The sequence below is a fragment of the Enterobacter cloacae complex sp. IR53030 genome (assembly GCF_049238365.1).
Lineage (GTDB): Bacteria > Pseudomonadota > Gammaproteobacteria > Enterobacterales > Enterobacteriaceae > Enterobacter > Enterobacter kobei.
Window position 1 is genome coordinate 16634 of sequence record NZ_JBMKHA010000018.1, and the last position, 21084, is coordinate 37717.

Genomic DNA, 21084 nt, shown 5'->3' on the forward strand with positions numbered 1-21084 from the left:
AACCTAGTTTCGGTTTCGGGTAACTTTAATCACGTCCGGCATGACGCGGATCTTGCGCATAATATTCGCCAGATGCACGCGGTCGCGGGCGGTCAGACGAATAAAGGCGCTATAAACGCGGCCGTCTTTTTCTTCCGTATTCAGGCTCTGAATGTTGGACGAGGCCGTGTTGATCGCTGCCGTCAGGTTTGCCAGGGCACCCTGGTGATTGAACATATCCACCTTAATTTCGGTGATAAATTCCTGCGCCGTCTCTTTGTCCCACTCGACCGCCATAAACTTCTCGGCTTCTTTCTGGTAGCCGCGAATGTTACGACAGGATTCATGGTGGATAACCAGCCCTTTGCCGGGGCTGACGTGCGCAATAATCGGGTCACCGGGGATTGGACGGCAACATTTTGCGAAGGTGATCAGCACCCCGTCCGCGCCTTTGATTGGCAGATGAGCGTGGCCGGATGCGCCAGGAGCAGAAGGTATCGCTTCGCCCTGCTGCAGGTTTTTCGCCACCACGACGCTCATGGCGTTACCGAGACCAATTTCCGCCAGCAGATCGTCCAGAGACGTGAGCTTCATACGGTCGAGTTCGCGCTGGATATGCTCTGGTGGAATTTCAGCCAGCTTACGGCTACCGCCCAACGCGTGGTTGAGCAGACGGCGTCCCAGGCTGACGGAGTCGTCGCGCTTGAGGTTTTTCAGCAACTGGCGAATTTTGGCGCGCGCTTTGGAGCTCACCACAAAGTTCAGCCAGGCCGCGTTCGGGCGTGCGCCCGGTGCGGTAATAATTTCTACCGTCTGGCCGCTGGAGAGCGGCTGAGACAGCGGATAAGGCTGTCTGTCGACGCGTGCGCCCACGCAGGCATGCCCGATATCGGTATGTACTGCGTAAGCAAAGTCGACCGGCGTTGCGCCCGCAGGCAGTTCGACAATCCGACCTTCTGGGGTGAAAACGTAAATCTCATCCGGGAAGAGATCGGATTTCACGCTCTCGATAAATTCAAAGGAGCTACCCGCACTCTGCTGCAGTTCCAGCAGGCTCTGCATCCAGCGCTGGGCGCGGATCTGTGCAGTCGTGCTGCTTTCGCCACCGTGCTCTTTATACGCCCAGTGCGCGGCGACACCCATCTCTGCCATCTGGTCCATGTCTTCGGTGCGGATCTGCACTTCGACAGGCACGCCGTGTGGACCGATCATCGAGGTATGCAAAGATTGATAGCCGTTCGCTTTTGGAATGGCGATGTAATCTTTCATGCGCCCCGGACGCGGTTTGTAGAGGCTGTGCATCTGCCCCAGCACGCGATAGCAGGTATCGGCATCGTGGACGATCACGCGGAACGCGTAAATATCCATGATCGAGTGAAAACGCTGCTCTTTGAGCACCATTTTGCAGTAAATCGAGTACAGATGTTTCTCGCGACCGCTGACGCGGCACGGAATGCCCGCTTCCTGTAAACGCCCTTCAATTTCCGAGAGGATCTTTTGAATCATCTCTTTACGGTTACCGCGTGCGGCTTTCACCACCTCTTTAATGACGCGATAGCGGTTCGGGTATAACGCTTCAAAACCCAGCTCTTCCAGCTCGGTTTTAATGTGGTGAATACCTAAACGGTGCGCCAGCGGACTGTAAATTTCCAGGGTTTCACGAGCAATGCGGCGACGCTTGTCCGGGCGAAGTGAGCCCAGCGTGCGCATGTTGTGGGTACGGTCAGCGAGTTTGATGAGAATGACGCGGATATCCTGCACCATCGCCATAATCATCTTGCGGAAGTTTTCGGCTTGCGCCTCTTTCTTGTCGCGGAATTTCAGCTTATCAAGCTTAGAGACCCCTTCCACCAGTTCGGCAACGCTTTTGCCAAACAGCTGTTCCATATCCTGGTAGGTGGCAGGGGTATCTTCGATCACGTCATGCAGCAGAGCAGCCATCAGCGTTTCGTAGTCGAGTTTCATCTCGGCCAGAATGCAGGCTACCGCAACAGGGTGCGTGATGTAGGGTTCACCGCTTGAACGTGTCTGGCCCTCGTGAGCGTCACGTGCAACGAGATACGCCTGCTGAAGACGCTTAATCTGGTCTTCAGGCAGGTAGGTTTGAATCAGTTGATTCAGGCTTTCAAACAGATACAAGGGCGACCCGCAGGTTTAATTAACGACGACCTTCAGCAATGGCGGTTACGGCCTGCAGTTCTGCGGCTTCCTGCTCTTGCTGCTCCTGGCGCTCACGCACGTCGAGGATCTGGTTGTTGATCAGACCTTCTTCGATTTCGCGAAGTGCAATAACGGTGGTTTTATCGTTTTCTTCCGGTACCAGCGGATCTTTACCGCCTACCTGCATCTGACGAGCGCGACGCGCGGCGACCAGTACCAGGTCAAAACGGTTACCAATTTTCTCTACAGCGTCCTGAACAGTTACGCGTGCCATACTTAAAATGCTCCACAGGTGAAGAAATGACTGGGCATGATACTGAAAGTGGGTTCAGTCTGCCAACAGTTTGGTGATTAATGCGTCATGTCGCTGCTTCTGGCGGCTCATACGCAGACGTTCTGCGCGAAGGATGGTTTTGAGATCGCTCAGCGCGGCATCAAAATCATCATTCACAATAAGGTAATCATATTCCGCGTAATGGCTCATTTCTGCAACTGCCTGGGCCATACGCTTTGCAATCACGTCTTCGCTGTCCTGACCGCGGCCACGCAGACGGCGATCCAGCTCATCTTTCGATGGCGGTAAAATAAAGATACTGCGTGACTCCGGCATTTTCTTGCGAATTTGCTGTGCGCCCTGCCAGTCGATATCCAGGAAGACATTCACGCCCGTGGCCAGAACCTGCTCAATGGTTTCACGCGAGGTACCGTAGTAGTTACCAAACACTTCAGCGTGTTCAAGAAACGCATCCCTGGCGATCATCGCTCTGAACTCGTCGTGATCCACAAAGAAATAGTGTTCACCGTGCACTTCACCCGGACGCGGCTGACGCGTGGTGTGAGAAACAGATACCTGTGTGTCGTACAACGGTTGGGTTTTTAACAGTGCCTGAATAAGGCTGGATTTACCCGCGCCACTAGGGGCAGAAACAATATAAAGCGTGCCTTGAGCCATGAGAGTCTTTTGTATGTGTTAGCGAAGAAGTCCTACATACGGGCTTATTATACACGTCGGCGCAGTGTGACGTAGCCTTTGTCACACTTTTTCCCCTGGATTATTGAATTTTGCGTACCGTTTTCAGGTTTTACCCGCGGTTTGCTGCAATAAAAATGAATACTGGATAGCGTCATCGCATGATGAGAAGTTGTTATTAGCCATGTTTCTCACGTCAGGTTATACCTCCGGCATTGCAAAGGAGGGGTAGCGATGTGGCGATGGATAAGCGGGTTAATGCTGTTGTGGTGTGGTTATGGGGCGGCGGTGTGTCCGGTGTGGTCACAGGCTAAAGCCGGAAAAGAGATTGCATCCTTAAGCGCACAGATCAAACGCTGGGATGAAGCCTACTGGAAGCAGGGCGTCAGCGAGGTCAACGACGAGGTATACGACCAGCTCAACGGACGCTTAGCCCAGTGGCAGCGCTGTTTTGGCCATGATCTCTCAGAGAACACCTTACCTGCGCTGACGGGAAGCGTAAAACATCCTGTTGCCCATACGGGGGTGCATAAGGCTGCCAGCAAAGAAGCGCTAGGTCAGTGGATGCGAGGCCAGAAAAATCTCTGGATGCAGCCAAAAGTCGACGGCGTGGCGGTGACGCTGGTGTATCGCAACGGAAAGCTCGCCCAGGCTATCAGTCGCGGTAATGGGTTAAAAGGTGAGAACTGGACCGCTCGCGTGCGTTTGATTCCGTCAGTGCCTAAAGAGGTATCCGGCGCGCTGGCAAACAGCGTCCTGCAGGGGGAGCTTTTCTGGATGCGCGAGAATCACATTCAGCGGCAGATGGGCGGAATGAATGCACGCGCAAAAGTGGCGGGAGCGATGATGCGGCAGAACGACGGTGCGCTTCTGAACCAGACAGGAATATTTATCTGGGCCTGGCCGGATGGTCCGAAAGAGATGGAAAGTATGCTTTCGGCGCTTTCCGGAGCTGGGTTTTCCCTGACGGCGCCCTATACCTTGCCCGCCCGAACGGTTGATGAAGTTGAAAAGCAGCGTTTGGCCTGGCAAAACACAGCATTACCCTTTGCCACGGATGGCATTGTGGTTCGGTCCGCGGAGTCGCCTTCAGGGGAGCGCTGGCTGCCTGGCGAAGGCAACTGGGTCATGGCGTGGAAATATCCGCCAGTTGCGCAGGTTGCTGAGGTCAGGGATATTCATTTTTCAGTTGGGCGTACGGGTAAAATTTCCGTCGTGGCGGCGCTGGAGCCGGTGCAACTGGATGATAAACAGGTACAGCGGGTGAGCCTGGGGTCGGTTGGACGCTGGCAGAGGCTGGATATTGCCCCTGGCGATCAGATCCAGGTGAGCCTTGCCGGGCTGGGTATCCCACGGTTTGATAAGGTTATCTGGCGAGGGACGGACAGACAAAAACCAGAACCACCGGCCTCGCGTTTTCACTCCCTGAGCTGTTTTTATGCTTCGCCAGAGTGTATGGAACAGTTCTTCGCCCGGTTGACATGGCTCAGTTCTAAGCAGGTATTCAACATTGAAGGATTAGGCGAGTCAGGCTGGCGAACACTCTGGCAGGCGCATCATTTTGAACATCTCTTCTCATGGCTGCTCTTAACGCAGGCGCAGCTCCAGTCTACGCCGGGGTTTTCTCCAGCGCGTGGGCTGGCGCTCTGGCATCGCTTCAACCTGGTACGTGAACAACCTTTTATCCACTGGATGATGGCGTTGGGTGCGCCATTGCCACAAGCCTCGCTGAAGGCGTTGGGGGATATGTCATGGCAACAGATGCGTGAACGCAGCGCAAAGGCTTGGCAGGCCTTGCCGGGTACGGGGGAAGAGAGGGCGCGGCAGATCGTGAGCTGGATAAATGCACCAGAGATTGATGTGCTGGTCCGGTGGCTTGCCCGGCAGCACATCAACGGTTTCTGAGATCAGTGTACGCCGTGCTTATAGTGAAACACGGGCAGTCCCAGCTTCAGACGCAGCGCCAGCATGCGGGCCGTAAAGCCAAACAGCAGCGTAGAGATAACCACCACATCATGGTTAGAAACATAGTGCTGCAGGGCGATGTAGAGCACCGCTGCGGCGAAGGAAATGCCGGCATACAGCTCTTTTTGAAAGACCAGGGGAATGCGTTTGCAGAACATATCGCGCAGTACGCCGCCAAACACCCCTGTGACCACAGCAGCAATCGTGGCGATAACCGGCCCTTCACCCATATCGAGCGCGATCTGTGCACCGATGATAGAAAAGACAATCAGCCCCAGCGCATCCAGCACCAGAAACAGGCGGCGCAGATGGGGCATAACGGGTGCCACAATGGTGGTTAATACGGCGGCTGTTGCCACGATAATCACATACTCAGGGTGTTTAACCCAGCCGAGAGGGTAATGGCCAAGCAGGATATCGCGCACGGATCCGCCGCCCAGCGCGGTCGCGGTGGCAATAATGATCACGCCGAAGGTGTCCATGCGGCGTCGTCCGGCTGCAAGTGCGCCGGTCATGGCTTCTGCGGTGATACCAATAAGATAAAGAGTGTGAAGCAGCATATACCCTCCGGTCAGAACGCGGGCAGGTTAGCGATTTGTGCGCAAGATCACGATTGAGATTTTCTAAGGTGAATGAGTTTTCCCTACAAAATTTTATCAATTTGTATCAGGCAGGCTTGATGAACATGGAAGAGATGGGGAGTGATGTGAAAATATGGATTAGAAATAATAATGGGTGGCGTCCAGCGGACACCACCCGAGAGTAATTATTCGATGTTCTGGATCTGCTCTCGCATCTGCTCAATCAGCACCTTCAGCTCGATCGCTGAGTTAGTCACTTCAGCATTGATCGACTTAGATGCCAGGGTGTTCGACTCGCGGTTGAACTCCTGCATCATAAAGTCGAGGCGGCGGCCTACCGCTTCCTTCTTCTTCAGGATGTTGTAGGTCTCTTTCACGTGTGCTTCCAGACGATCCAGCTCTTCGGCAACGTCAATACGCTGCGCCATCAGCACCAGCTCTTGTTCCAGACGGGTGTTTTCCAGCTGAACTTCCGCTTCTTCCAGTTTGGCTACCAGACGCTCGCGCTGCCATTGCAGCACTTCCGGCATATGGGTGCGGACTTTTGCCACTTCGGCGCTTACGCCTTCAAGACGCTGCTCAATCATCGCTTTCAGCGCCTGGCCTTCGGTTTCGCGGGCAACGATAAAGTCATCCAGGGTTCCGTCGAGGGCGGCAAGGATTTCGGCGGCGATGGCATCCAGATCCTGCTCACCGGCAGCCATGACGCCAGGCCAGCGCAGAATATCAACCGGGTTGATTTCGCCTTCATCACTTTGCATTTTGACCCAGTTCGCCGCATTCACGAGCTGTTTAGCCAGTTTTTCATTCAGGATCAGTTCGCCTTGCGCACTGGCATCAGGCTCAAAACGCAGGTTACATTCCACTTTACCGCGCGTCAGACGAGTACGGATGCGCTCGCGTACAACGGGCTCGAGGCTGCGGAACTGCTCCGGCATACGGAAATATGTTTCCAGATAGCGCTGGTTTACCGAGCGCATTTCCCAGGTAGCGCTACCCCAGCTACCCTTGATTTCACGCCGGGCGTAGGCGGTCATACTGCGGATCATAGACATTCCCGTTTTTAAAGGAGAGATGGGGGGATTATAGCTTTCGGGGGCTTCTCAGGATAGGAATAAGCGTCCTTTATCCGTATAATGCGCAGCCACATTCGTTTCAAGCCGGAGAATCCATCATGCGTCCATCAGGTCGTAGCGCCAATCAGGTGCGTCCCGTCACCCTGACCCGTAACTATACAAAACACGCTGAAGGTTCCGTGCTGGTTGAGTTTGGTGACACCAAAGTACTGTGCACCGCGTCCATCGAAGAAGGTGTTCCGCGTTTCCTGAAAGGCCAGGGCCAGGGCTGGATCACCGCTGAATACGGCATGCTGCCGCGCGCGACCCACACCCGTAACGCCCGTGAAGCGGCCAAGGGAAAGCAGGGTGGCCGTACCATGGAAATTCAGCGTCTGATCGCGCGTGCGCTACGCGCTGCTGTGGACCTGAAAACTCTCGGTGAATTTACGATTACGCTCGACTGCGACGTGATTCAGGCTGATGGCGGCACGCGTACCGCGTCCATTACCGGTGCCTGTGTGGCGCTGGCCGATGCCCTGAACAAACTGGTTGCAGCCGGTAAGCTGAAAACCAACCCAATGAAAGGCATGGTTGCGGCGGTTTCCGTGGGTATCGTTAACGGTGAAGCGCTGTGCGATCTGGAATACGTCGAAGATTCCGCCGCCGAGACCGACATGAACGTAGTGATGACCGAAGACGGTCGCATCATTGAGGTGCAGGGCACGGCGGAAGGCGAGCCGTTCACCCATGAAGAACTTCTTACCCTGCTGGCTCTGGCCCGAGGGGGAATCGAATCTATTGTCACGTCGCAGAAAGCGGCGTTAGAAAATTGATTTTAAAGGCGACCAATGAGTCGCCTTTTTTTTGCCTGCAAGACAGAAACCAAAGGAGCGAATCCATGAAATCGTATCAGCGCCAGTTTATTGAGTTTGCGATTAATAAACAGGTCCTTAAGTTTGGCGAGTTTACGCTGAAATCCGGTCGTAAGAGCCCTTATTTCTTTAACGCCGGGCTGTTTAATACCGGGCGCGATCTGGCGCTGTTGGGTCGTTTCTATGCCGAAGCGCTGATGGATTCCGGAATTGATTTTGACCTGCTTTTTGGCCCGGCCTACAAAGGCATTCCGATTGCGACCACCACCGCAGTAGCGCTGGCGGAACATCACGATCGCGACGTGCCGTACTGCTTTAACCGTAAAGAGGCTAAAACCCACGGTGAAGGCGGTAACCTGGTCGGCAGTGCACTGCAGGGCCGCGTGATGCTGGTGGACGATGTGATCACCGCAGGCACTGCGATTCGTGAATCGATGGAGATTATCCAGGCTCACGGCGCGACGCTGGCTGGCGTACTGATTTCTCTGGATCGTCAGGAGCGTGGTCGCAGCGATATCTCTGCTATCCAGGAAGTTGAGCGTGATTACGGCTGCAAAGTGATCTCTATCATTACCCTGAAAGAGCTGATTGCGTATCTGGAAGAGAAGCCTGAGATGGCGGACCATCTGGCTGCGGTGCGTGCGTATCGCGAAGAGTTTGGCGTGTAGATGAATTGCCCGGTGGCGCTACCGCTTACCGGGCCTACATCACCCGTAGGCCGGATAAGGCGAAGCCGTCATCCGGCACCGGAGTTATTGCAACTGAGCGGCGACGAGCGGCCAGCGGGCGTCAAAATCGTCCGTTGGACGGTATTTAAATTCGCTACGGACAAAGCGTGAGAGCATACCTTCACAAAACGCTAAGATCTGGCTTGCCAGCAATGTCTCATCCATCGTGTATCCTTCGCCTTCACGCATTTTCTTCTCGCGAAGTACCTGGCGCAGCTGCGCTTCAATACGTTCGAAAAGCTGATTAATACGGCCCTGTAGCCTGTCCTGCTCAAACATCAGCGCGTGGCCGGTGAGGATACGGGTCAAGCCCGGATTACGTTCACCAAAGCCCAGAATTAACAGCACAATCAGACGCAGACGCGCGGTGGTGTCTTTTTCGTCTTTCAGAATCAGGTTGATGCGTGTGATCAGGCTGTCTTCAATAAACTCAATCAGACTGTCGAACATCCTGGTTTTGCTGGGGAAATGACGGTATAGCGCCGCCTCAGACACGCCTACAGAGGCGGCCAGTTTAGCGGTGGTGATGCGTTGACTGCCATCGCTGGATTCAAGCATCAGAGCCAGAGATTGAAGTATTTCTTCGCGACGATTCCTTTTCGCGGTTTGTTTTTCTGCCATGTTACAAAATACCCCTGAAAATAAGCACTTGCCAGGCTGGCATCCACACAGCGACCGCAAACGGACGTTTGCGGTTTGTTATTGCATTATGGCGCTGTGAGATACGTGTTTGTTGGGCGTTTATTTGCGCCCGGAATGGCCGAAGCCGCCTTCGCCACGGTCGGTGGCGTCAAAATCTGCCACCAGGTTAAATTCTGCCTGAACCACTGGCACAAAGACCATCTGCGCGATACGCTCGCCCGGTTCAATGGTGAAGCTGTCCTGACCACGGTTCCAGACGGAAACCATCAGTTGACCCTGATAGTCGGAGTCGATCAGGCCAACCAGGTTGCCCAGCACAACGCCATGCTTATGGCCAAGGCCAGAGCGTGGCAGGATGACTGCCGCCAGAGACGGGTCAGCAATGTGAATGGCCAGGCCCGTCGGGATCAGGGTGGTGGCACCCGGAGCCAGTTCTACGGCGTCATCGAGACAGGCGCGCAGGTCAAGTCCGGCAGAGCCGGAGGTGGCATAGGTTGGCAGCGGGAATTGCTCGCCAACACGCGGGTCCAGAATCTTAACGTCGATTTTTTTCATCATAACGGGTAACGATCTCGTCCAGTAATTGTTGGCCCAGGAGTTCCTTGCGCTCAAGCGGTAAGATTTTATCTCCATCCTGCCAGAAAAGGTGCAGTGCGTTGCTGTCGCTGTTAAATCCTTGCGTGGCCAGCGATACATCGTTCGCGCAGATTAAATCGAGGTTTTTGCGCGTACGTTTTTGCCGGGCATATTCTTCCACATTATTCGTTTCTGCGGCAAACCCAACAACGTAAGGACGATGGTTTTTTAGTGCGGCGACACCGGCAACAATGTCCGGGTTTTTCACCATTTTTAGCGTTAATTCATCGCCTTGCTTTTTGATTTTCGCATCAGAGATGGTCTCAGCGCGGTAGTCTGCCACGGCCGCACAACCGATGAAAATCTGCTGGCTTTGCGCATGAGCCTGCACGGCGGCTTCCATCTCCAGGGCGGTGGTGACGTTAATGCGCTGCACAAAAGGCGGCGTAGGCAACGAGACCGGACCGCTTACCAGCGTGACGTTGGCGCCGCGTTTTGCGGCGGCGGCAGCAATGGCAAAACCCATTTTGCCGGAACTGTGGTTAGTGATGTAACGCACCGGGTCCAGCGGCTCGCGCGTAGGGCCCGCGGTAATCATGATGTTGAGATGTTGCAGATCGTTGACAGGTGAAAAATGGGCTGCGGCCATGTCGACAATCGTCAGTGGATCAAGCATGCGACCCGGGCCCACATCGCCACAGGCCTGGCTGCCGCTGTCTGGACCCCAGATAAGCAGGCCGCGTGATGCCAGCGTCTCCAGATTATGCTGGGTGGCAGCGTTACGGTACATCTGCTGGTTCATCGCAGGCACAACGGCGACCGGGGCAGGTGTAGCGAGGCATATGGTTGAAACCAAATCGTTCGCCATACCGGCCGCAACTCGGGCAATCAAATCAGCCGTGGCAGGGGCAAGAATCACAAGATCTGCCCACTTCCCAAGCTCAATGTGGCCCATTGCGGCTTCGGCGGCCGGGTCGAGCAGGCTGTCAGATACCGGGTACCCTGACACGGCCTGCAGGCTCAGGGGAGTGATAAAGGCTTTGCCGCCTTCGGTTATCGCGACCCGCACATCCGCCCCGCGCTCGCGCAGACGACGCACCAGCTCCGGCGCTTTATAGGCAGCAATACCGCCGCTTACGCCAAGAACGATTTTTTTACCGGCCAGGCTCATCATAATTCTTTCCTGTTGGGTTTCACCAGAGAGCGGGCATTTTATCACAATCCCCTGAGCGCGGTGATTTTGTCCTTAGCTCACTTTGCGAGGCGCTACGCAAGAACGATACGAGGCCGTCGAGTGCCTGACTGGCCTGTGGCAGCATGTGGGTAAAAAGGGAGAAAGAGCATGGAAGAAGAGGATGAACTGCTGCTGCCGCGCGAAAAGTTGCTGCGCAACGGCGTCACCCCATTAACAGACGATGAGCTGCTGGCGCTCTTTTTGCGTACCGGGACCCCGGGGAAAACGGTCTTTACGCTGGCAAAAGAGCTGATCGCTCATTTCGGTTCACTGTATGGCTTGCTGACCGCCGACCTGGCGCAGTTTAAGCATATTGGCGGGATCGGCGTGGCGAAATATGCTCAGCTGAGGGCGATTGCCGAGCTGGCCCGCCGTTTTAACAATGTCCGCCTGCAGAAGGAGGCACCGATCCTGACGCCAGCGATGACGCGAGAATTCCTGCAAAGTCAGTTAACCGATGTTGAACGCGAGATCTTTATGGTGATCTTTCTCGACAACAGGAACCGGGTGCTGAAACACAGCCATCTTTTTTCGGGTACCCTGAACCATGTTGAGGTACATCCGCGTGAAATTGTGCGCGAAGCGATAAAAGTGAATGCAGCGGGCGTGATCCTCGCGCATAATCACCCCTCTGGCTGTGCAGAACCGAGCAGAGCTGACAAAGAAATGACCGAGCGCATTATCAAATGCTGTCAATTCATGGACATTCGTGTGCTGGATCATCTGATAATTGGCCGCGGAGAGTACCTTTCTTTTGCCGAACATGGCTGGATTTAGGCTATTTCTGGCGATCCATCGGGATCTTTGTCTGTTCGGGACTTGAGCACACCGCCGAGTCAGCGTATACTACGCCACCTTTGAGAATCTCGGGTTTGGCATTTGGGCCTGGCAATCGAGAGTTCACTTAGAACTATGCGATGACCGGGCTGTAAAGCCTGACGAGGCGCCGATACCCCATACGAAGCTCGAGCTAATTTGATTTTTGGAGAATAGACATGTCCCGAGTCTGCCAAGTTACTGGCAAGCGTCCGGTGACCGGTAACAACCGTTCCCACGCACTGAACGCGACTAAACGCCGTTTCCTGCCGAACCTGCACTCTCACCGTTTCTGGGTTGAGAGCGAGAAGCGTTTTGTCACCCTGCGTGTATCTGCTAAAGGTATGCGTGTAATTGATAAGAAAGGCATCGATACAGTTCTGTCTGAACTGCGTGCCCGTGGCGAAAAGTACTAAGTACTTAAAGAGGAAATAAATCATGGCTAAAGGTATTCGCGAGAAAATCAAGCTGGTTTCTTCTGCTGGTACAGGTCACTTCTACACCACCACGAAGAACAAACGTACTAAGCCGGAAAAACTGGAACTGAAAAAATTCGATCCAGTTGTACGCCAGCACGTACTGTACAAAGAAGCTAAAATCAAATAATTTTAGCCTCCTTGTATTGAAAAACCCCGCAACTGCGGGGTTTTTTGCATTCTGCATCTCAACGGAGGAACCATGCCTGAATTACCTGAGGTAGAGACCAGCCGCCGCGGCATTGAGCCCCATCTGGTCGGCGCGACGATTCTTCATGCTGTCGTTCGCAATGGACGTCTGCGCTGGCCGGTGTCCGATGAGATCCACGCGTTAAGCGATAAACCCGTGCTTAGCGTGCAGCGCCGCGCGAAATACCTGCTGCTGGAGCTGCCTGACGGCTGGATTATCATCCATCTGGGGATGTCCGGGAGCCTGCGCATCCTTACTGAAGAACTGCCCGCGGAAAAGCACGACCACGTCGATCTGGTGATGAGCAACGGCAAAGTGCTGCGTTACACCGACCCACGGCGCTTTGGCGCGTGGCTGTGGACTAAAGAGCTGGACGGGCACAATGTGCTGGCGCATCTGGGCCCGGAGCCGCTCTCAGACGCGTTTAATGCGGAATACCTGAAAGCGAAGTGCGCGAAGAAGAAGAGCCCGATTAAGCCCTGGCTGATGGATAACAAGCTGGTGGTCGGCGTGGGGAATATCTATGCCAGCGAATCGCTGTTTGCCGCCGGGATCCATCCCGATCGGCTGGCCTCTTCACTGTCGGCTCAGGAGTGCGAACTGCTGGTCAGAGTGATTAAAGCGGTATTGCTGCGCTCGATTGAGCAGGGCGGAACCACGCTGAAGGATTTCCTGCAAAGCGACGGCAAGCCGGGCTATTTTGCTCAGGAGCTGCAGGTGTATGGCCGTAAAGGTGAGCCATGCAGAGTCTGCGGAACGCCAGTTATTGCCACGAAGCATGCCCAGCGCGCCACGTTCTACTGCCGTCAGTGTCAGAAATAGCGCTACTTTAGCTTTTCCATCAACGCCTGGTGGACGTTAACCGGCAGGAAGTGGGTAACGTCCCCGTGATGGCGCGCCACCTCTTTCACCAGCGAAGAAGAGATAAACGACCACTCTTTGGACGGCATCAGGAATACGCTTTCCAGTTCCGGCATCAGGTGGCGGTTCATGTGCGCCAGCTGCATCTCATACTCGAAGTCTGCCACCGCGCGTAACCCGCGAATCAGGATGTTTGCCTGCTGGGCACGGGCGAAGTTTGCCATCAGGTCGCTGAAGCCCACTACCTCTACATTCGGCAGGTGTGCAATCGCATCGCGGGCAAGCGCAACACGCTCGTCGAGGTCAAACATGGGTTTCTTGCTGGGACTGGCGGCAATCGCCAGAATCACCGTGTCGAACATGCACGCCGCACGGGTGATGATATCAAGATGACCGTTGGTGATCGGATCGAAGGTACCCGGATAAATCGCTTTTGTGCTCATGGCTCACGTTTTCTCTGAGTAGCCGCGGCAGAGCGCCCACAGCTCGGTGTATTTGTTGAAAGTATACTGGGCATTCACCACCGCCAGTAACCAGCCCTGCTTACCGTCCAGCACCCCGCCACGCAGCAGCAACGTTTTCAGAAACGCGCCCAGCGTGTGGGTGAAGATGCCGGTCAGCGTGGCCTTCTTGCCGCGCTGGTGGCGTTCCTGCGCCCACGCGGTGGCATAGCTGAGCTGTTTACGCTGGAAGCTGGCGAAATCGCGGCAGGTCAGGTGTAGCAAATCGCCCGTCAGGGGGATCTGCCGGGCGCTGTCGCAGACCAGTGACTCGTGGACCAGGTTGTCGTTGTACTGATAGCGCTCGCGCTCATAGAGGCGCATTACGCGGTCTGGATACCAGCCGCTGTGGCGCATAAAACGGCCCAGGAAATAGTTACGACGGGCAATGCTGTAGACCGCTTCGGGCTGCGGCGCGGCAAGCACGGTCTGAATGGCTTGCTGGAGTTCCGGGGTGACACGCTCGTCGGTGTCGATCATCAACACGTAATCACCGGTAGCATACTTTTGCGCGCGCTGGCGCTGGATGCCATAGCCTTGCCAGTCCGTATTGATAAAGACCTTTGCACCCGCTGCGCGGGCAACGTCCACCGTGTTGTCCGTGCTGCCGGAGTCAAGGACGACGATTTCGTCAGCCCAGGCGATCGAAGCCAGGCAGTCCGGAAGCAGGTCGGCGGCGTTTTTGGCGATCATCACGACCGACAGACGCGTTGACATTAGTGGCTCCGCTGAGGCAGATAAGGTTGCAGAAGCTGCAGAAGACGGGTGAGTGCGCCCTGGTTCTGATGCAGCACTTCGACGGCATGGCGACCGTACCACAGACGATAATCTTCGTCCGTCAGAAGGGTCGACACCTCTTTGACGACGGAGTCCGCGTCGGTCACGGTAATTAAACCATCGGCCTGCTGCAATTTGGCGCAGATATCTTTGAAGTTAAACGTGTGCGGACCCATCAGCACCGGAATGGCGTGCGCAGCTGGCTCGAGCGGGTTATGGCCGCCGCGTTCCACCAGGCTGCCACCGACAAAGGCGAGGTCGGCAATGCCGTACAGCAACATCAGCTCGCCCATCGTATCGCCAATCACCACCTGGGTGCTGCCGGAAGGGATCTCACCGCTGCTGCGCAAGGTGAAGCTGAAGCCGCCTTTCTGCACCATTTCACGGGCATCTTTAAAACGCTCCGGATGGCGGGGAACGAGGATCAGCAGTAAATCAGGGAATTTTTCCAGCAGCTTGCGGTGCGCCTGCAGGATGATCTCTTCTTCGCCATCATGGGTACTGGTTGCAATCCAGACCTGACGACGCGGGGCCCACTGGCGACGCAGCGTGATCGCGCGGGCGGCGAGTTCAGGGGTAACAGAAATATCAAATTTCAGGCTGCCCGTTACCGCAAGCTGGTTGCGTTTCAGGCCCAGCGCGATAAAGCGTGCGGCATCTTCTTCGTTTTGCGCGGCAATCAGGGTGATTTTGCTCAGGAGACGGCGCATAAATTTACCCAGCTTGCCGTAGCCTTTCGCTGAGCGCTCTGACAGGCGCGCGTTGGCAATCACCAGCGGAATTTTACGGGCATGCAGGGCGGAAATCATGTTCGGCCACAGTTCAGTTTCCATCACGATCACCAGTTTCGGGCGAACGGTATTAAGGAAACGATTCATGGCGCAGGGCAGATCGTAAGGGAGGTAGACGTGATGAACGTCTTTGCCAAAGGCGGATAACGCGCGCTCTGAGCCGGTTGGCGTCATCGTCGTGACGGTGATGGGCAGCGATGGGTAGCGGTGACGCAGGGCGCGAACCAGCGGGATCGCCGCCAGCGTTTCACCAACAGAAACGGAATGCAGCAGAATACCGTCCGGGGCGACTTTATTGCGGCAAAAGCCATAGCGCTCAGCCCAGCGTTTACGGTACGCAGGCGCTTTACGGCTACGAAGCAACAGTCTCAGCCACACCAGTGGCTGAATGATGTAGAGCAGGGCGGTATACAACAATTCCAAGCGATTATCCGTTTTTTAGTTTCGGCCGGGAAATTCTAAGCATTTAAGCGTGCTAAAGCTATCTCTTATGCCAGATACCGTTTTAAACGGAAGTAGCGTCGACCCAGACGCCAGCGCAAACGCGGACTTTTAGCACTTTTCCAGATAAGCTTCCAGATCCCGGTATCAAAGAACTCTTTGATAATCATGGTCTTCTTCGCCTCATCCTTCATGTTGTCGAAGGTATGAATGATCCCCAGCCCCTCTTTGGCGATTTGCCAGTGGCAAGCCGGGATATTTTTCACTTTATCCGGGTAACGCTGGTTAATGGCGTCAAGCATCTGCAGGATTTTCATGTAATGACGGGCGGAGCGAATCAGCGTGTCGTCATTATCCGGAGTATGCGATACCGAAGCAGAGTGAATGTAGTAGTCATAAAAGCGTTCGCTGGTGTACTGAACGCGTTCCGCGGCAAGCAGCACTTCGGTCGTCCACGGAATATCCTGATGGCGAAGGCCGGGTTCAAAATGGAAACTGTGTTTACGAATAAAGTCGTGGCGATAGATGTTTAACCAGGTGACGTGCAGGAACTTTCGTGAATCCAGCGCCTTCTTTAACCACGCCGGGCCAGTCATGACATCCGTCGAGGCGAGTTTATCTTCAGGGAAAATAGGGCGAGAGGGTTTCTTGTTGTTTTCCCAGACGTAGTTCCCATTGCAGGTCGCGACATCCAAATCCTGCGTGACGGCCATATCCAGAAGACGATGGTACATGCCCGGCTTGAAGACATCATCAATATCCGGGAAAGAGAGATACTGACCCGTTGCTACGGCCAGGCCGGTATTACGCGCGATGGATACGCCCTGATTTTGCTGTTCAATCACCTGCAACTGCGGCAGTTTTTCACGCCAGCTTTCGACGATCTGCATCGAACGGTCAGTAGAGCCGTCATTGACAATAATGACTTCCATGCTGTCGATGCGTTGATTCACAAGGCAGGTAAAGAACTGATCCAGAAAAGCTTCACCGTTATATACGGCAACCACCACGCTTAATAATGGCGCTGAATTTTGCATAAGAAACCTGATTATTTTTGATTGTCTACCAAAGCAATATATTGCCGGCAAATGGCATTGATGCCGAACGACGCAATGGTTGCACCGCCAACGACCGGCGGGGAGGTATAAATATCGACCAGCGTTTTTGCCAGTGATTCGTCGTTTAACTCTGACAGCCCGCGCGCCAGGTCTCCCGTGAGGATTTCAGCGGGGCCTCCTGGACAATTTGTACTGACCGGCGGGGTCTGGCAGATAATGGATTCGACCAGCACATTACCAAAACCTTCGCAGTCAGAACTTAACACTAAGAGCCGCGCCCCTTTTATCCAGGGGTAGGGGTTGGCGTCGAATGGGCGGAAAACCGTTTTGTTTTCAATACCCAAATCTCTGGCAAGCTGCTGTAATTTTTGGATTTTGGCGTCGGATCCATTGCCCATCATGACCAGTGTAGTGTCAAGTTGACTCAGTGCGAACGCACGTAAAAGCCGATCGTGACGTTTGTGCTCATGGAAGCGGCCAACATGAATGATGTAATCCTTCCCTTGCATTTCAAAGGGGGCATCAGCCAGACGCTGAATTTCAGGGATATCAAACGGGTTATGGATTACCGCTTTGCGTCGAAGAGTGAGCGCCAGCGTTTCTGAAAGATCTTTCAACACGGCGCCTGAAACAGCGACAACATTACGATTTTCGTAGGTATGACGAATTTTAAGATGCTTAAACCAGCGAGAAAGCCCGCGGCGATGGCGCAAATAGGAGAACGAGAACATGCCATGCACGCAAAACCAGACTTTATCGCGTTCCAGCGCACGGCAGTGTGCAACAATGCGGTCGGTTTTGTGCAAATGAGAGAACACAACGTCAAATTTTCCGCTGCGTTCAGCCCGCTCAATAGCCCGATCCAGCAGATGGGCGCGGCGTGGGATCTCCGTCAGCTTTCGCCACGGTTTTTTGCAGGTATCCTGAACAACCTGATAATCAATGCCTTCCGGGATGGCGTAATCGCACACTTTCCGCAGGGAGAAGAGAGAGACCTGATGTCCCATTTCTATCAATCCACTGGAAAGTGTAAGAACCGTTTTTTCAGCTCCCCCACCGGGTAAACCATCAATAATCATTAGGATGCGCATTTTTAATCCAGTAATTTTTGATAAAGCGAAATAAGCTGACTTGACAGTTTTTCGGGGGTGGCGTCTTTCACACGTTCCCGTGCCGCGCGTCCCATATTGTTATTTTTTTCCAGAGAAGGAATAGCGGATATCGCTTCCTTCAATGTCTTGATATCAAGGGCATCGCAATAAAATCCGTTCTGGCCTTGCTGAATAAATTCAGCGCCTCCGCAACTCTCTGAAGTAATGACGGGTAAACCGCAGGCCATCGCTTCAAGAATGACGTTAGGAAAGGGATCATACAGCGTTGGCAACAGTAAACCATCGGATAGCTGATAAAAAGGAAGCGTTTCTTTTTGCATCCCCAGGAAACGGATTTGCCCTTCGCAGCCGAGTGAACGGGCAAGATCGCGATAACGACTTTCTGCTTTATCCTGTCCAACCACAATCAGCCATGCCGCTGTTCCAGCGATAGCCCGTATGGCGCTGGCCAGGCCTTTTCGTTCGAACCCGGAGCCGACAAAACAGAACACCACGGCATCGGCTGGCAAACCAAATTGCTGACGCAACGCGGCACGTTGTGCCTCCTGAGCCGGAACGAAGCGGCTGGAATCAATAGAATTATAAATTACATGTATTTTTTTTGCGTCAATATCAAAATCTTCGACAATTTCGCGTTTGATCATCTCCGCATTACAGATAACCGCTTTGAGTTCCGGTGCCTGGTACATCTCTCGTTCGGCATGCATCACATAGCGGTGATAGCGATCGACCATCAGCATCTTTGCACGCCAGGCGGGTAGAATGCGTGCACGCTGCAGTAGCCAGCGGCGGTGGACGCCATCGCCTGCGCGGTAGATGTCACAGCCCGGGATTCGCTCGTGGCTTTGCACAATATCAAACTGTTGTTGTTGCCACAGTTCACGTGCGGCATGAGCAAAACCACGCTCGCGGCTGATGCGGCCCCACTTTCGCGGATCGCAAATGTGGATATGCCAGTCGTCCTGCTTTTCTCCCTGCCATTCACGGGTGATGACATTCAGCTCAAGATTTTGGTTGCTTAACGCGGTGAGCGCGCGGGAGACGAACCGTTCCGCTCCGCCATCAGGACGATATTTTTGGCGCACAATAGCCAGACGATGGTGTTTCATGACAGATATCTCTTTGCAGCAGAGACGACAGCATTTACGGGAATGGCGTCGAGATAGCGCTCTTTAGTGTTGGTATCAATGGCGTCCGGATCGGGGAGCGGGCCGAAGTCGCCAGCCCAGATAACGTCGCCGTTGACCTGCCACGGAGACCAAAACGTCAGTTTGGAAGGGCCAAAGAGTGCCACGCAGGGCGTCTGCAGCGCGGCGGCCATATGCATCGGAACCGAATCAACCCCAATGAACAGGCAGGCATGATCGATCAGCGCTGCAAGCTGGCGCAGCGTTAATTGACCGGCCAGCGAGACGACGCCGGTCTTCGGGGACGCGGCGAGAATGCGATCGATCATCGCCATCTCTTTTTTATCCGGCCCGGCCGTGAGTACGACGGTATGCCCATCTTGCTGCAGCGCTGTAATCGTTTGCGCCATTTTGTCTTCATCCCAGCATTTGAAGAACCAGCGGGATGTTGGCTGAATCACGATATAGTTATCACTCACACCCTTTTTCTCCAGCTGTTGGCGGGCGAAGTGCCAGTCATCTGCGCTGTAGGCCATGGTGACGGCGGGCTGCGCCGCGACCTGTAATGGAGACAGAATGGAGAGGTTTTGCTCGACGGTGTGCAGAGACTGGTGATTTGCAACGGAGACTAAATCGCTGTGACAAAAACGCCAGAATGCATTGTTGCGTTTGTTAAAGGCAAATCCGAGACGAACCGGCGCGCCGGTGAAGCGGGTGACAATAGCGCTACGCCACTGATCGGCAAGGTTAATCACCAGATGATAATGTTGTTTCCTTAACGCACACAGCAACTGCCACTCTTTCTGTAGATGCTTGAGTGTGCCCAGGTGCTTCCATTTACGATCGATTCCATAAATGGTGCCAATTGCCGGATGCGCGGCGAGCATGTCGCGCGTTTCTTCATACAACAGCACATCAATTTGCGCGTGTGGCCAGTGTTGACGTAATGAATCAATGACGGGGGTGGTCAATAACATATCGCCATGATGGCGGAGTTTGATCAGTAAAATGCGCAAATCAGGCGTGTCAGGTAAGTTATTCATCATCATCTTATCGGCGTTGTACTGTTGGCAATTCTAATAGACCTGATAGCGACTTGCACTCTTTCTCCATAATCTCAGGAATTTCCCAGCAAGGGTTTACTGATGGTTTGGAGAGTGCGTAACATAGCGCTAACTTCCCTGTCTTGCGGACTCATTATGAAAAAACCCGCGTTTATCATCACGATTGATACTGAGGGCGATAATCTCTGGCAGAACCACCGCGTCATTAAAACGGAAAACGCGCGCTATCTGGCCCGGTTCCAGACGCTGTGTGAACGTTTCGGCTTTAAGCCCGTGTGGCTGACAAACTATGAGATGGCGATCGAGCCCGTTTTCATCGACTTCGCCAGGGACGTGATCGCTCGCGGCCAGGGGGAGGTGGGCATGCACCTCCACGCATGGAATAGCCCGCCTGAGCACGATCTCACGGGTGATGACTGGCGCTGGCAGCCTTATTTGATTGAATTTTCAGACGAGGTGATGCGCGAGAAAGTGCTGTTCATGACCCGCCTGCTGGAAGAGACGTTCCAGACCAAAATGTTAAGCCACCGCGCCGGGCGCTGGGCGTTTGATAGCCGTTATGCCAGGTTACTGATTGAGCTGGGGTATCAGGTTGATTGCTCGGTGACGCCGCGAGTGAACTGGCGCAATGCGAAGGGGGCTCCGCAAGGCCATGGTGGGACGGATTACCAACATTTTCCGGACCGTGCCTACTTTATTGACGTTAACGACATTTCCCGGGCGGGCACGAGCCCTTTACTCGAAGTGCCGATGAGCATTCAGTATAAACATCCTGCCTGGCTGAACACGATCAAACAGGGTTACGATCGTCTTCGTGGTAAATACCGCTCACCTTCTGTGAACTGGTTACGTCCGACAGGTGGTAATGCGTCGCAGATGATTGAGGTTGCGCAGCAATGCCTTTCTCAGGGAAATGATTACGTCGAGTTTATGCTCCATTCGTCGGAATTTATGCCCGGGGGCAGTCCTACGTTTAAGGACGAGGCGGCGATCGAGGGGTTATACCAGGATCTGGAAGCGCTGTTTAGCTGGTTATCCGACAAGACGGTGGGGATGACGCTGGCGGAGTTTTATCAACACAAGAAAAAATAATGCCCGCATGGCGG

General features: G+C 54.2%; 23 protein-coding genes. 8 read left to right on the forward strand and 15 right to left on the reverse strand.

Annotated features, from left to right (window positions below; all coding sequences use genetic code 11):
* Positions 1 to 3 precede the first annotated feature (3 nt).
* From spoT to gmk, 3 genes are read right to left on the reverse strand one after another with little or no spacing between them, the layout of a single operon-like run.
* A complete protein-coding gene (spoT, locus tag ACOTXR_RS17505; RefSeq protein ID WP_014881976.1) occupies positions 4 to 2118 on the reverse strand; it encodes a bifunctional GTP diphosphokinase/guanosine-3',5'-bis pyrophosphate 3'-pyrophosphohydrolase in 2115 nt (704 codons plus the stop codon).
* Positions 2119 to 2137: 19 nt separating this feature from the next.
* Positions 2138 to 2413: a DNA-directed RNA polymerase subunit omega gene (gene rpoZ, locus ACOTXR_RS17510; RefSeq protein WP_000135058.1), complete on the reverse strand. Its 276-nt coding sequence runs from the start codon at positions 2411 to 2413 to the stop codon at positions 2138 to 2140.
* A gap of 54 nt (positions 2414 to 2467) precedes the next feature.
* A complete protein-coding gene (gene gmk, locus ACOTXR_RS17515; protein WP_014881977.1) occupies positions 2468 to 3091 on the reverse strand; it encodes a guanylate kinase in 624 nt (207 codons plus the stop codon).
* 252 nt (positions 3092 to 3343) lie between these two features.
* Here gmk and ligB point away from each other — a divergent pair, with 252 nt between their 5' ends.
* On the forward strand, positions 3344 to 5014 hold the full coding sequence (ligB, locus tag ACOTXR_RS17520) for an NAD-dependent DNA ligase LigB (protein ID WP_058690584.1): 1671 nt from the start codon (positions 3344 to 3346) through the stop codon (positions 5012 to 5014).
* Positions 5015 to 5016: 2 nt separating this feature from the next.
* Here the strand turns inward: ligB and ACOTXR_RS17525 are convergent, their stop codons facing one another.
* Positions 5017 to 5634, reverse strand: a complete 618-nt coding sequence (locus ACOTXR_RS17525; RefSeq protein ID WP_023331717.1) for a trimeric intracellular cation channel family protein — start codon at positions 5632 to 5634, stop codon at positions 5017 to 5019.
* A 206-nt stretch (positions 5635 to 5840) separates the two neighbouring features.
* Entirely contained in the window at positions 5841 to 6704 is an 864-nt protein-coding gene (locus ACOTXR_RS17530) for a YicC/YloC family endoribonuclease (RefSeq protein ID WP_008502687.1), read from the reverse strand.
* A gap of 125 nt (positions 6705 to 6829) precedes the next feature.
* Here ACOTXR_RS17530 and rph point away from each other — a divergent pair, with 125 nt between their 5' ends.
* Positions 6830 to 7546, forward strand: a complete 717-nt coding sequence (rph, locus tag ACOTXR_RS17535) for a ribonuclease PH (RefSeq protein ID WP_023331718.1) — start codon at positions 6830 to 6832, stop codon at positions 7544 to 7546.
* Positions 7547 to 7611: 65 nt separating this feature from the next.
* Positions 7612 to 8253 carry an orotate phosphoribosyltransferase gene (gene pyrE / locus ACOTXR_RS17540; protein ID WP_058690585.1) on the forward strand — a complete coding sequence of 214 codons (642 nt, stop codon included), beginning with the start codon at positions 7612 to 7614 and terminating at the stop codon, positions 8251 to 8253.
* A gap of 84 nt (positions 8254 to 8337) precedes the next feature.
* Here the strand turns inward: pyrE and slmA are convergent, their stop codons facing one another.
* From slmA to coaBC, 3 genes are all read right to left on the reverse strand, one after another.
* Positions 8338 to 8934 (reverse strand): nucleoid occlusion factor SlmA, encoded by a 597-nt coding sequence (gene slmA / locus ACOTXR_RS17545; RefSeq protein WP_014881982.1) that lies wholly within the window; start codon positions 8932 to 8934, stop codon positions 8338 to 8340.
* A gap of 120 nt (positions 8935 to 9054) precedes the next feature.
* Positions 9055 to 9513, reverse strand: a complete 459-nt coding sequence (dut, locus tag ACOTXR_RS17550) for a dUTP diphosphatase (RefSeq protein ID WP_015570042.1) — start codon at positions 9511 to 9513, stop codon at positions 9055 to 9057.
* Entirely contained in the window at positions 9491 to 10702 is a 1212-nt protein-coding gene (gene coaBC, locus ACOTXR_RS17555) for a bifunctional phosphopantothenoylcysteine decarboxylase/phosphopantothenate--cysteine ligase CoaBC (RefSeq protein WP_014881983.1), read from the reverse strand. Before coaBC ends, dut begins: the two co-directional genes overlap by 23 nt.
* A gap of 171 nt (positions 10703 to 10873) precedes the next feature.
* Between coaBC and radC the strand changes: the two genes are divergently transcribed.
* From radC to mutM, 4 genes are all read left to right on the forward strand, one after another.
* A complete protein-coding gene (gene radC, locus ACOTXR_RS17560; RefSeq protein WP_058690586.1) occupies positions 10874 to 11542 on the forward strand; it encodes a RadC family protein in 669 nt (222 codons plus the stop codon).
* Between the two features lie 218 nt (positions 11543 to 11760).
* Complete coding sequence (rpmB, locus tag ACOTXR_RS17565) at positions 11761 to 11997, forward strand: 50S ribosomal protein L28 (RefSeq protein ID WP_002436699.1); 237 nt, start codon at positions 11761 to 11763, stop codon at positions 11995 to 11997.
* A 22-nt stretch (positions 11998 to 12019) separates the two neighbouring features.
* Positions 12020 to 12187, forward strand: a complete 168-nt coding sequence (gene rpmG / locus ACOTXR_RS17570; protein WP_003024094.1) for a 50S ribosomal protein L33 — start codon at positions 12020 to 12022, stop codon at positions 12185 to 12187.
* Between the two features lie 72 nt (positions 12188 to 12259).
* Positions 12260 to 13069, forward strand: a complete 810-nt coding sequence (mutM, locus tag ACOTXR_RS17575) for a bifunctional DNA-formamidopyrimidine glycosylase/DNA-(apurinic or apyrimidinic site) lyase (protein WP_014881985.1) — start codon at positions 12260 to 12262, stop codon at positions 13067 to 13069.
* A 2-nt stretch (positions 13070 to 13071) separates the two neighbouring features.
* Here the strand turns inward: mutM and coaD are convergent, their stop codons facing one another.
* From coaD to rfaQ, 7 genes are all read right to left on the reverse strand, one after another.
* Complete coding sequence (gene coaD, locus ACOTXR_RS17580) at positions 13072 to 13551, reverse strand: pantetheine-phosphate adenylyltransferase (RefSeq protein ID WP_058690587.1); 480 nt, start codon at positions 13549 to 13551, stop codon at positions 13072 to 13074.
* A gap of 3 nt (positions 13552 to 13554) precedes the next feature.
* Entirely contained in the window at positions 13555 to 14325 is a 771-nt protein-coding gene (locus ACOTXR_RS17585) for a glycosyltransferase family 2 protein (RefSeq protein ID WP_014881987.1), read from the reverse strand.
* The gene (gene waaA, locus ACOTXR_RS17590) at positions 14325 to 15599 is read right to left on the reverse strand and encodes a lipid IV(A) 3-deoxy-D-manno-octulosonic acid transferase (protein WP_014881988.1); all 1275 of its coding nucleotides are present in this window, start codon (positions 15597 to 15599) and stop codon (positions 14325 to 14327) included. The genes ACOTXR_RS17585 and waaA overlap by 1 nt, the downstream gene beginning before the upstream one ends.
* A gap of 65 nt (positions 15600 to 15664) precedes the next feature.
* Positions 15665 to 16654: a glycosyltransferase gene (locus ACOTXR_RS17595; RefSeq protein ID WP_058690588.1), complete on the reverse strand. Its 990-nt coding sequence runs from the start codon at positions 16652 to 16654 to the stop codon at positions 15665 to 15667.
* A gap of 11 nt (positions 16655 to 16665) precedes the next feature.
* Positions 16666 to 17766, reverse strand: coding sequence for a glycosyltransferase (locus ACOTXR_RS17600; RefSeq protein WP_023331722.1), 1101 nt, complete (start codon positions 17764 to 17766; stop codon positions 16666 to 16668).
* Between the two features lie 2 nt (positions 17767 to 17768).
* The gene (locus tag ACOTXR_RS17605) at positions 17769 to 18896 is read right to left on the reverse strand and encodes a glycosyltransferase family 4 protein (protein ID WP_047344998.1); all 1128 of its coding nucleotides are present in this window, start codon (positions 18894 to 18896) and stop codon (positions 17769 to 17771) included.
* Positions 18893 to 19963 (reverse strand): putative lipopolysaccharide heptosyltransferase III, encoded by a 1071-nt coding sequence (rfaQ, locus tag ACOTXR_RS17610; protein WP_200923757.1) that lies wholly within the window; start codon positions 19961 to 19963, stop codon positions 18893 to 18895. Before rfaQ ends, ACOTXR_RS17605 begins: the two co-directional genes overlap by 4 nt.
* Positions 19964 to 20113: 150 nt before the next feature.
* On the opposite strand from rfaQ, the gene ACOTXR_RS17615 reads away from it, so the two are divergent.
* Complete coding sequence (locus ACOTXR_RS17615) at positions 20114 to 21070, forward strand: polysaccharide deacetylase family protein (protein WP_032629639.1); 957 nt, start codon at positions 20114 to 20116, stop codon at positions 21068 to 21070.
* The last annotated feature ends 14 nt before the right edge of the window (positions 21071 to 21084 follow it).

What these genes read in the sequence shown, in the direction of transcription:
- coaD (WP_058690587.1), bottom strand. Translation starts at nt 13,551, where the DNA reads ATGAGCACAAAAGCGATTTATCCGGGTACCTTCGATCCGATCACCAAC.
- rpmG (WP_003024094.1), top strand. Translation starts at nt 12,020, where the DNA reads ATGGCTAAAGGTATTCGCGAGAAAATCAAGCTGGTTTCTTCTGCTGGT.
- ACOTXR_RS17605 (WP_047344998.1), bottom strand. Translation starts at nt 18,896, where the DNA reads ATGAAACACCATCGTCTGGCTATTGTGCGCCAAAAATATCGTCCTGAT.
- ACOTXR_RS17525 (WP_023331717.1), bottom strand. Translation starts at nt 5,634, where the DNA reads ATGCTGCTTCACACTCTTTATCTTATTGGTATCACCGCAGAAGCCATG.
- ACOTXR_RS17615 (WP_032629639.1), top strand. Translation starts at nt 20,114, where the DNA reads ATGAAAAAACCCGCGTTTATCATCACGATTGATACTGAGGGCGATAAT.
- rph (WP_023331718.1), top strand. Translation starts at nt 6,830, where the DNA reads ATGCGTCCATCAGGTCGTAGCGCCAATCAGGTGCGTCCCGTCACCCTG.
- rfaQ (WP_200923757.1), bottom strand. Translation starts at nt 19,963, where the DNA reads ATGATGATGAATAACTTACCTGACACGCCTGATTTGCGCATTTTACTG.
- coaBC (WP_014881983.1), bottom strand. Translation starts at nt 10,702, where the DNA reads ATGAGCCTGGCCGGTAAAAAAATCGTTCTTGGCGTAAGCGGCGGTATT.
- dut (WP_015570042.1), bottom strand. Translation starts at nt 9,513, where the DNA reads ATGATGAAAAAAATCGACGTTAAGATTCTGGACCCGCGTGTTGGCGAG.
- ACOTXR_RS17600 (WP_023331722.1), bottom strand. Translation starts at nt 17,766, where the DNA reads ATGCGCATCCTAATGATTATTGATGGTTTACCCGGTGGGGGAGCTGAA.
- ACOTXR_RS17530 (WP_008502687.1), bottom strand. Translation starts at nt 6,704, where the DNA reads ATGATCCGCAGTATGACCGCCTACGCCCGGCGTGAAATCAAGGGTAGC.
- radC (WP_058690586.1), top strand. Translation starts at nt 10,874, where the DNA reads ATGGAAGAAGAGGATGAACTGCTGCTGCCGCGCGAAAAGTTGCTGCGC.
- ACOTXR_RS17585 (WP_014881987.1), bottom strand. Translation starts at nt 14,325, where the DNA reads ATGTCAACGCGTCTGTCGGTCGTGATGATCGCCAAAAACGCCGCCGAC.
- slmA (WP_014881982.1), bottom strand. Translation starts at nt 8,934, where the DNA reads ATGGCAGAAAAACAAACCGCGAAAAGGAATCGTCGCGAAGAAATACTT.
- ACOTXR_RS17595 (WP_058690588.1), bottom strand. Translation starts at nt 16,654, where the DNA reads ATGCAAAATTCAGCGCCATTATTAAGCGTGGTGGTTGCCGTATATAAC.
- gmk (WP_014881977.1), bottom strand. Translation starts at nt 3,091, where the DNA reads ATGGCTCAAGGCACGCTTTATATTGTTTCTGCCCCTAGTGGCGCGGGT.
- rpmB (WP_002436699.1), top strand. Translation starts at nt 11,761, where the DNA reads ATGTCCCGAGTCTGCCAAGTTACTGGCAAGCGTCCGGTGACCGGTAAC.
- pyrE (WP_058690585.1), top strand. Translation starts at nt 7,612, where the DNA reads ATGAAATCGTATCAGCGCCAGTTTATTGAGTTTGCGATTAATAAACAG.
- rpoZ (WP_000135058.1), bottom strand. Translation starts at nt 2,413, where the DNA reads ATGGCACGCGTAACTGTTCAGGACGCTGTAGAGAAAATTGGTAACCGT.
- ligB (WP_058690584.1), top strand. Translation starts at nt 3,344, where the DNA reads ATGTGGCGATGGATAAGCGGGTTAATGCTGTTGTGGTGTGGTTATGGG.
- mutM (WP_014881985.1), top strand. Translation starts at nt 12,260, where the DNA reads ATGCCTGAATTACCTGAGGTAGAGACCAGCCGCCGCGGCATTGAGCCC.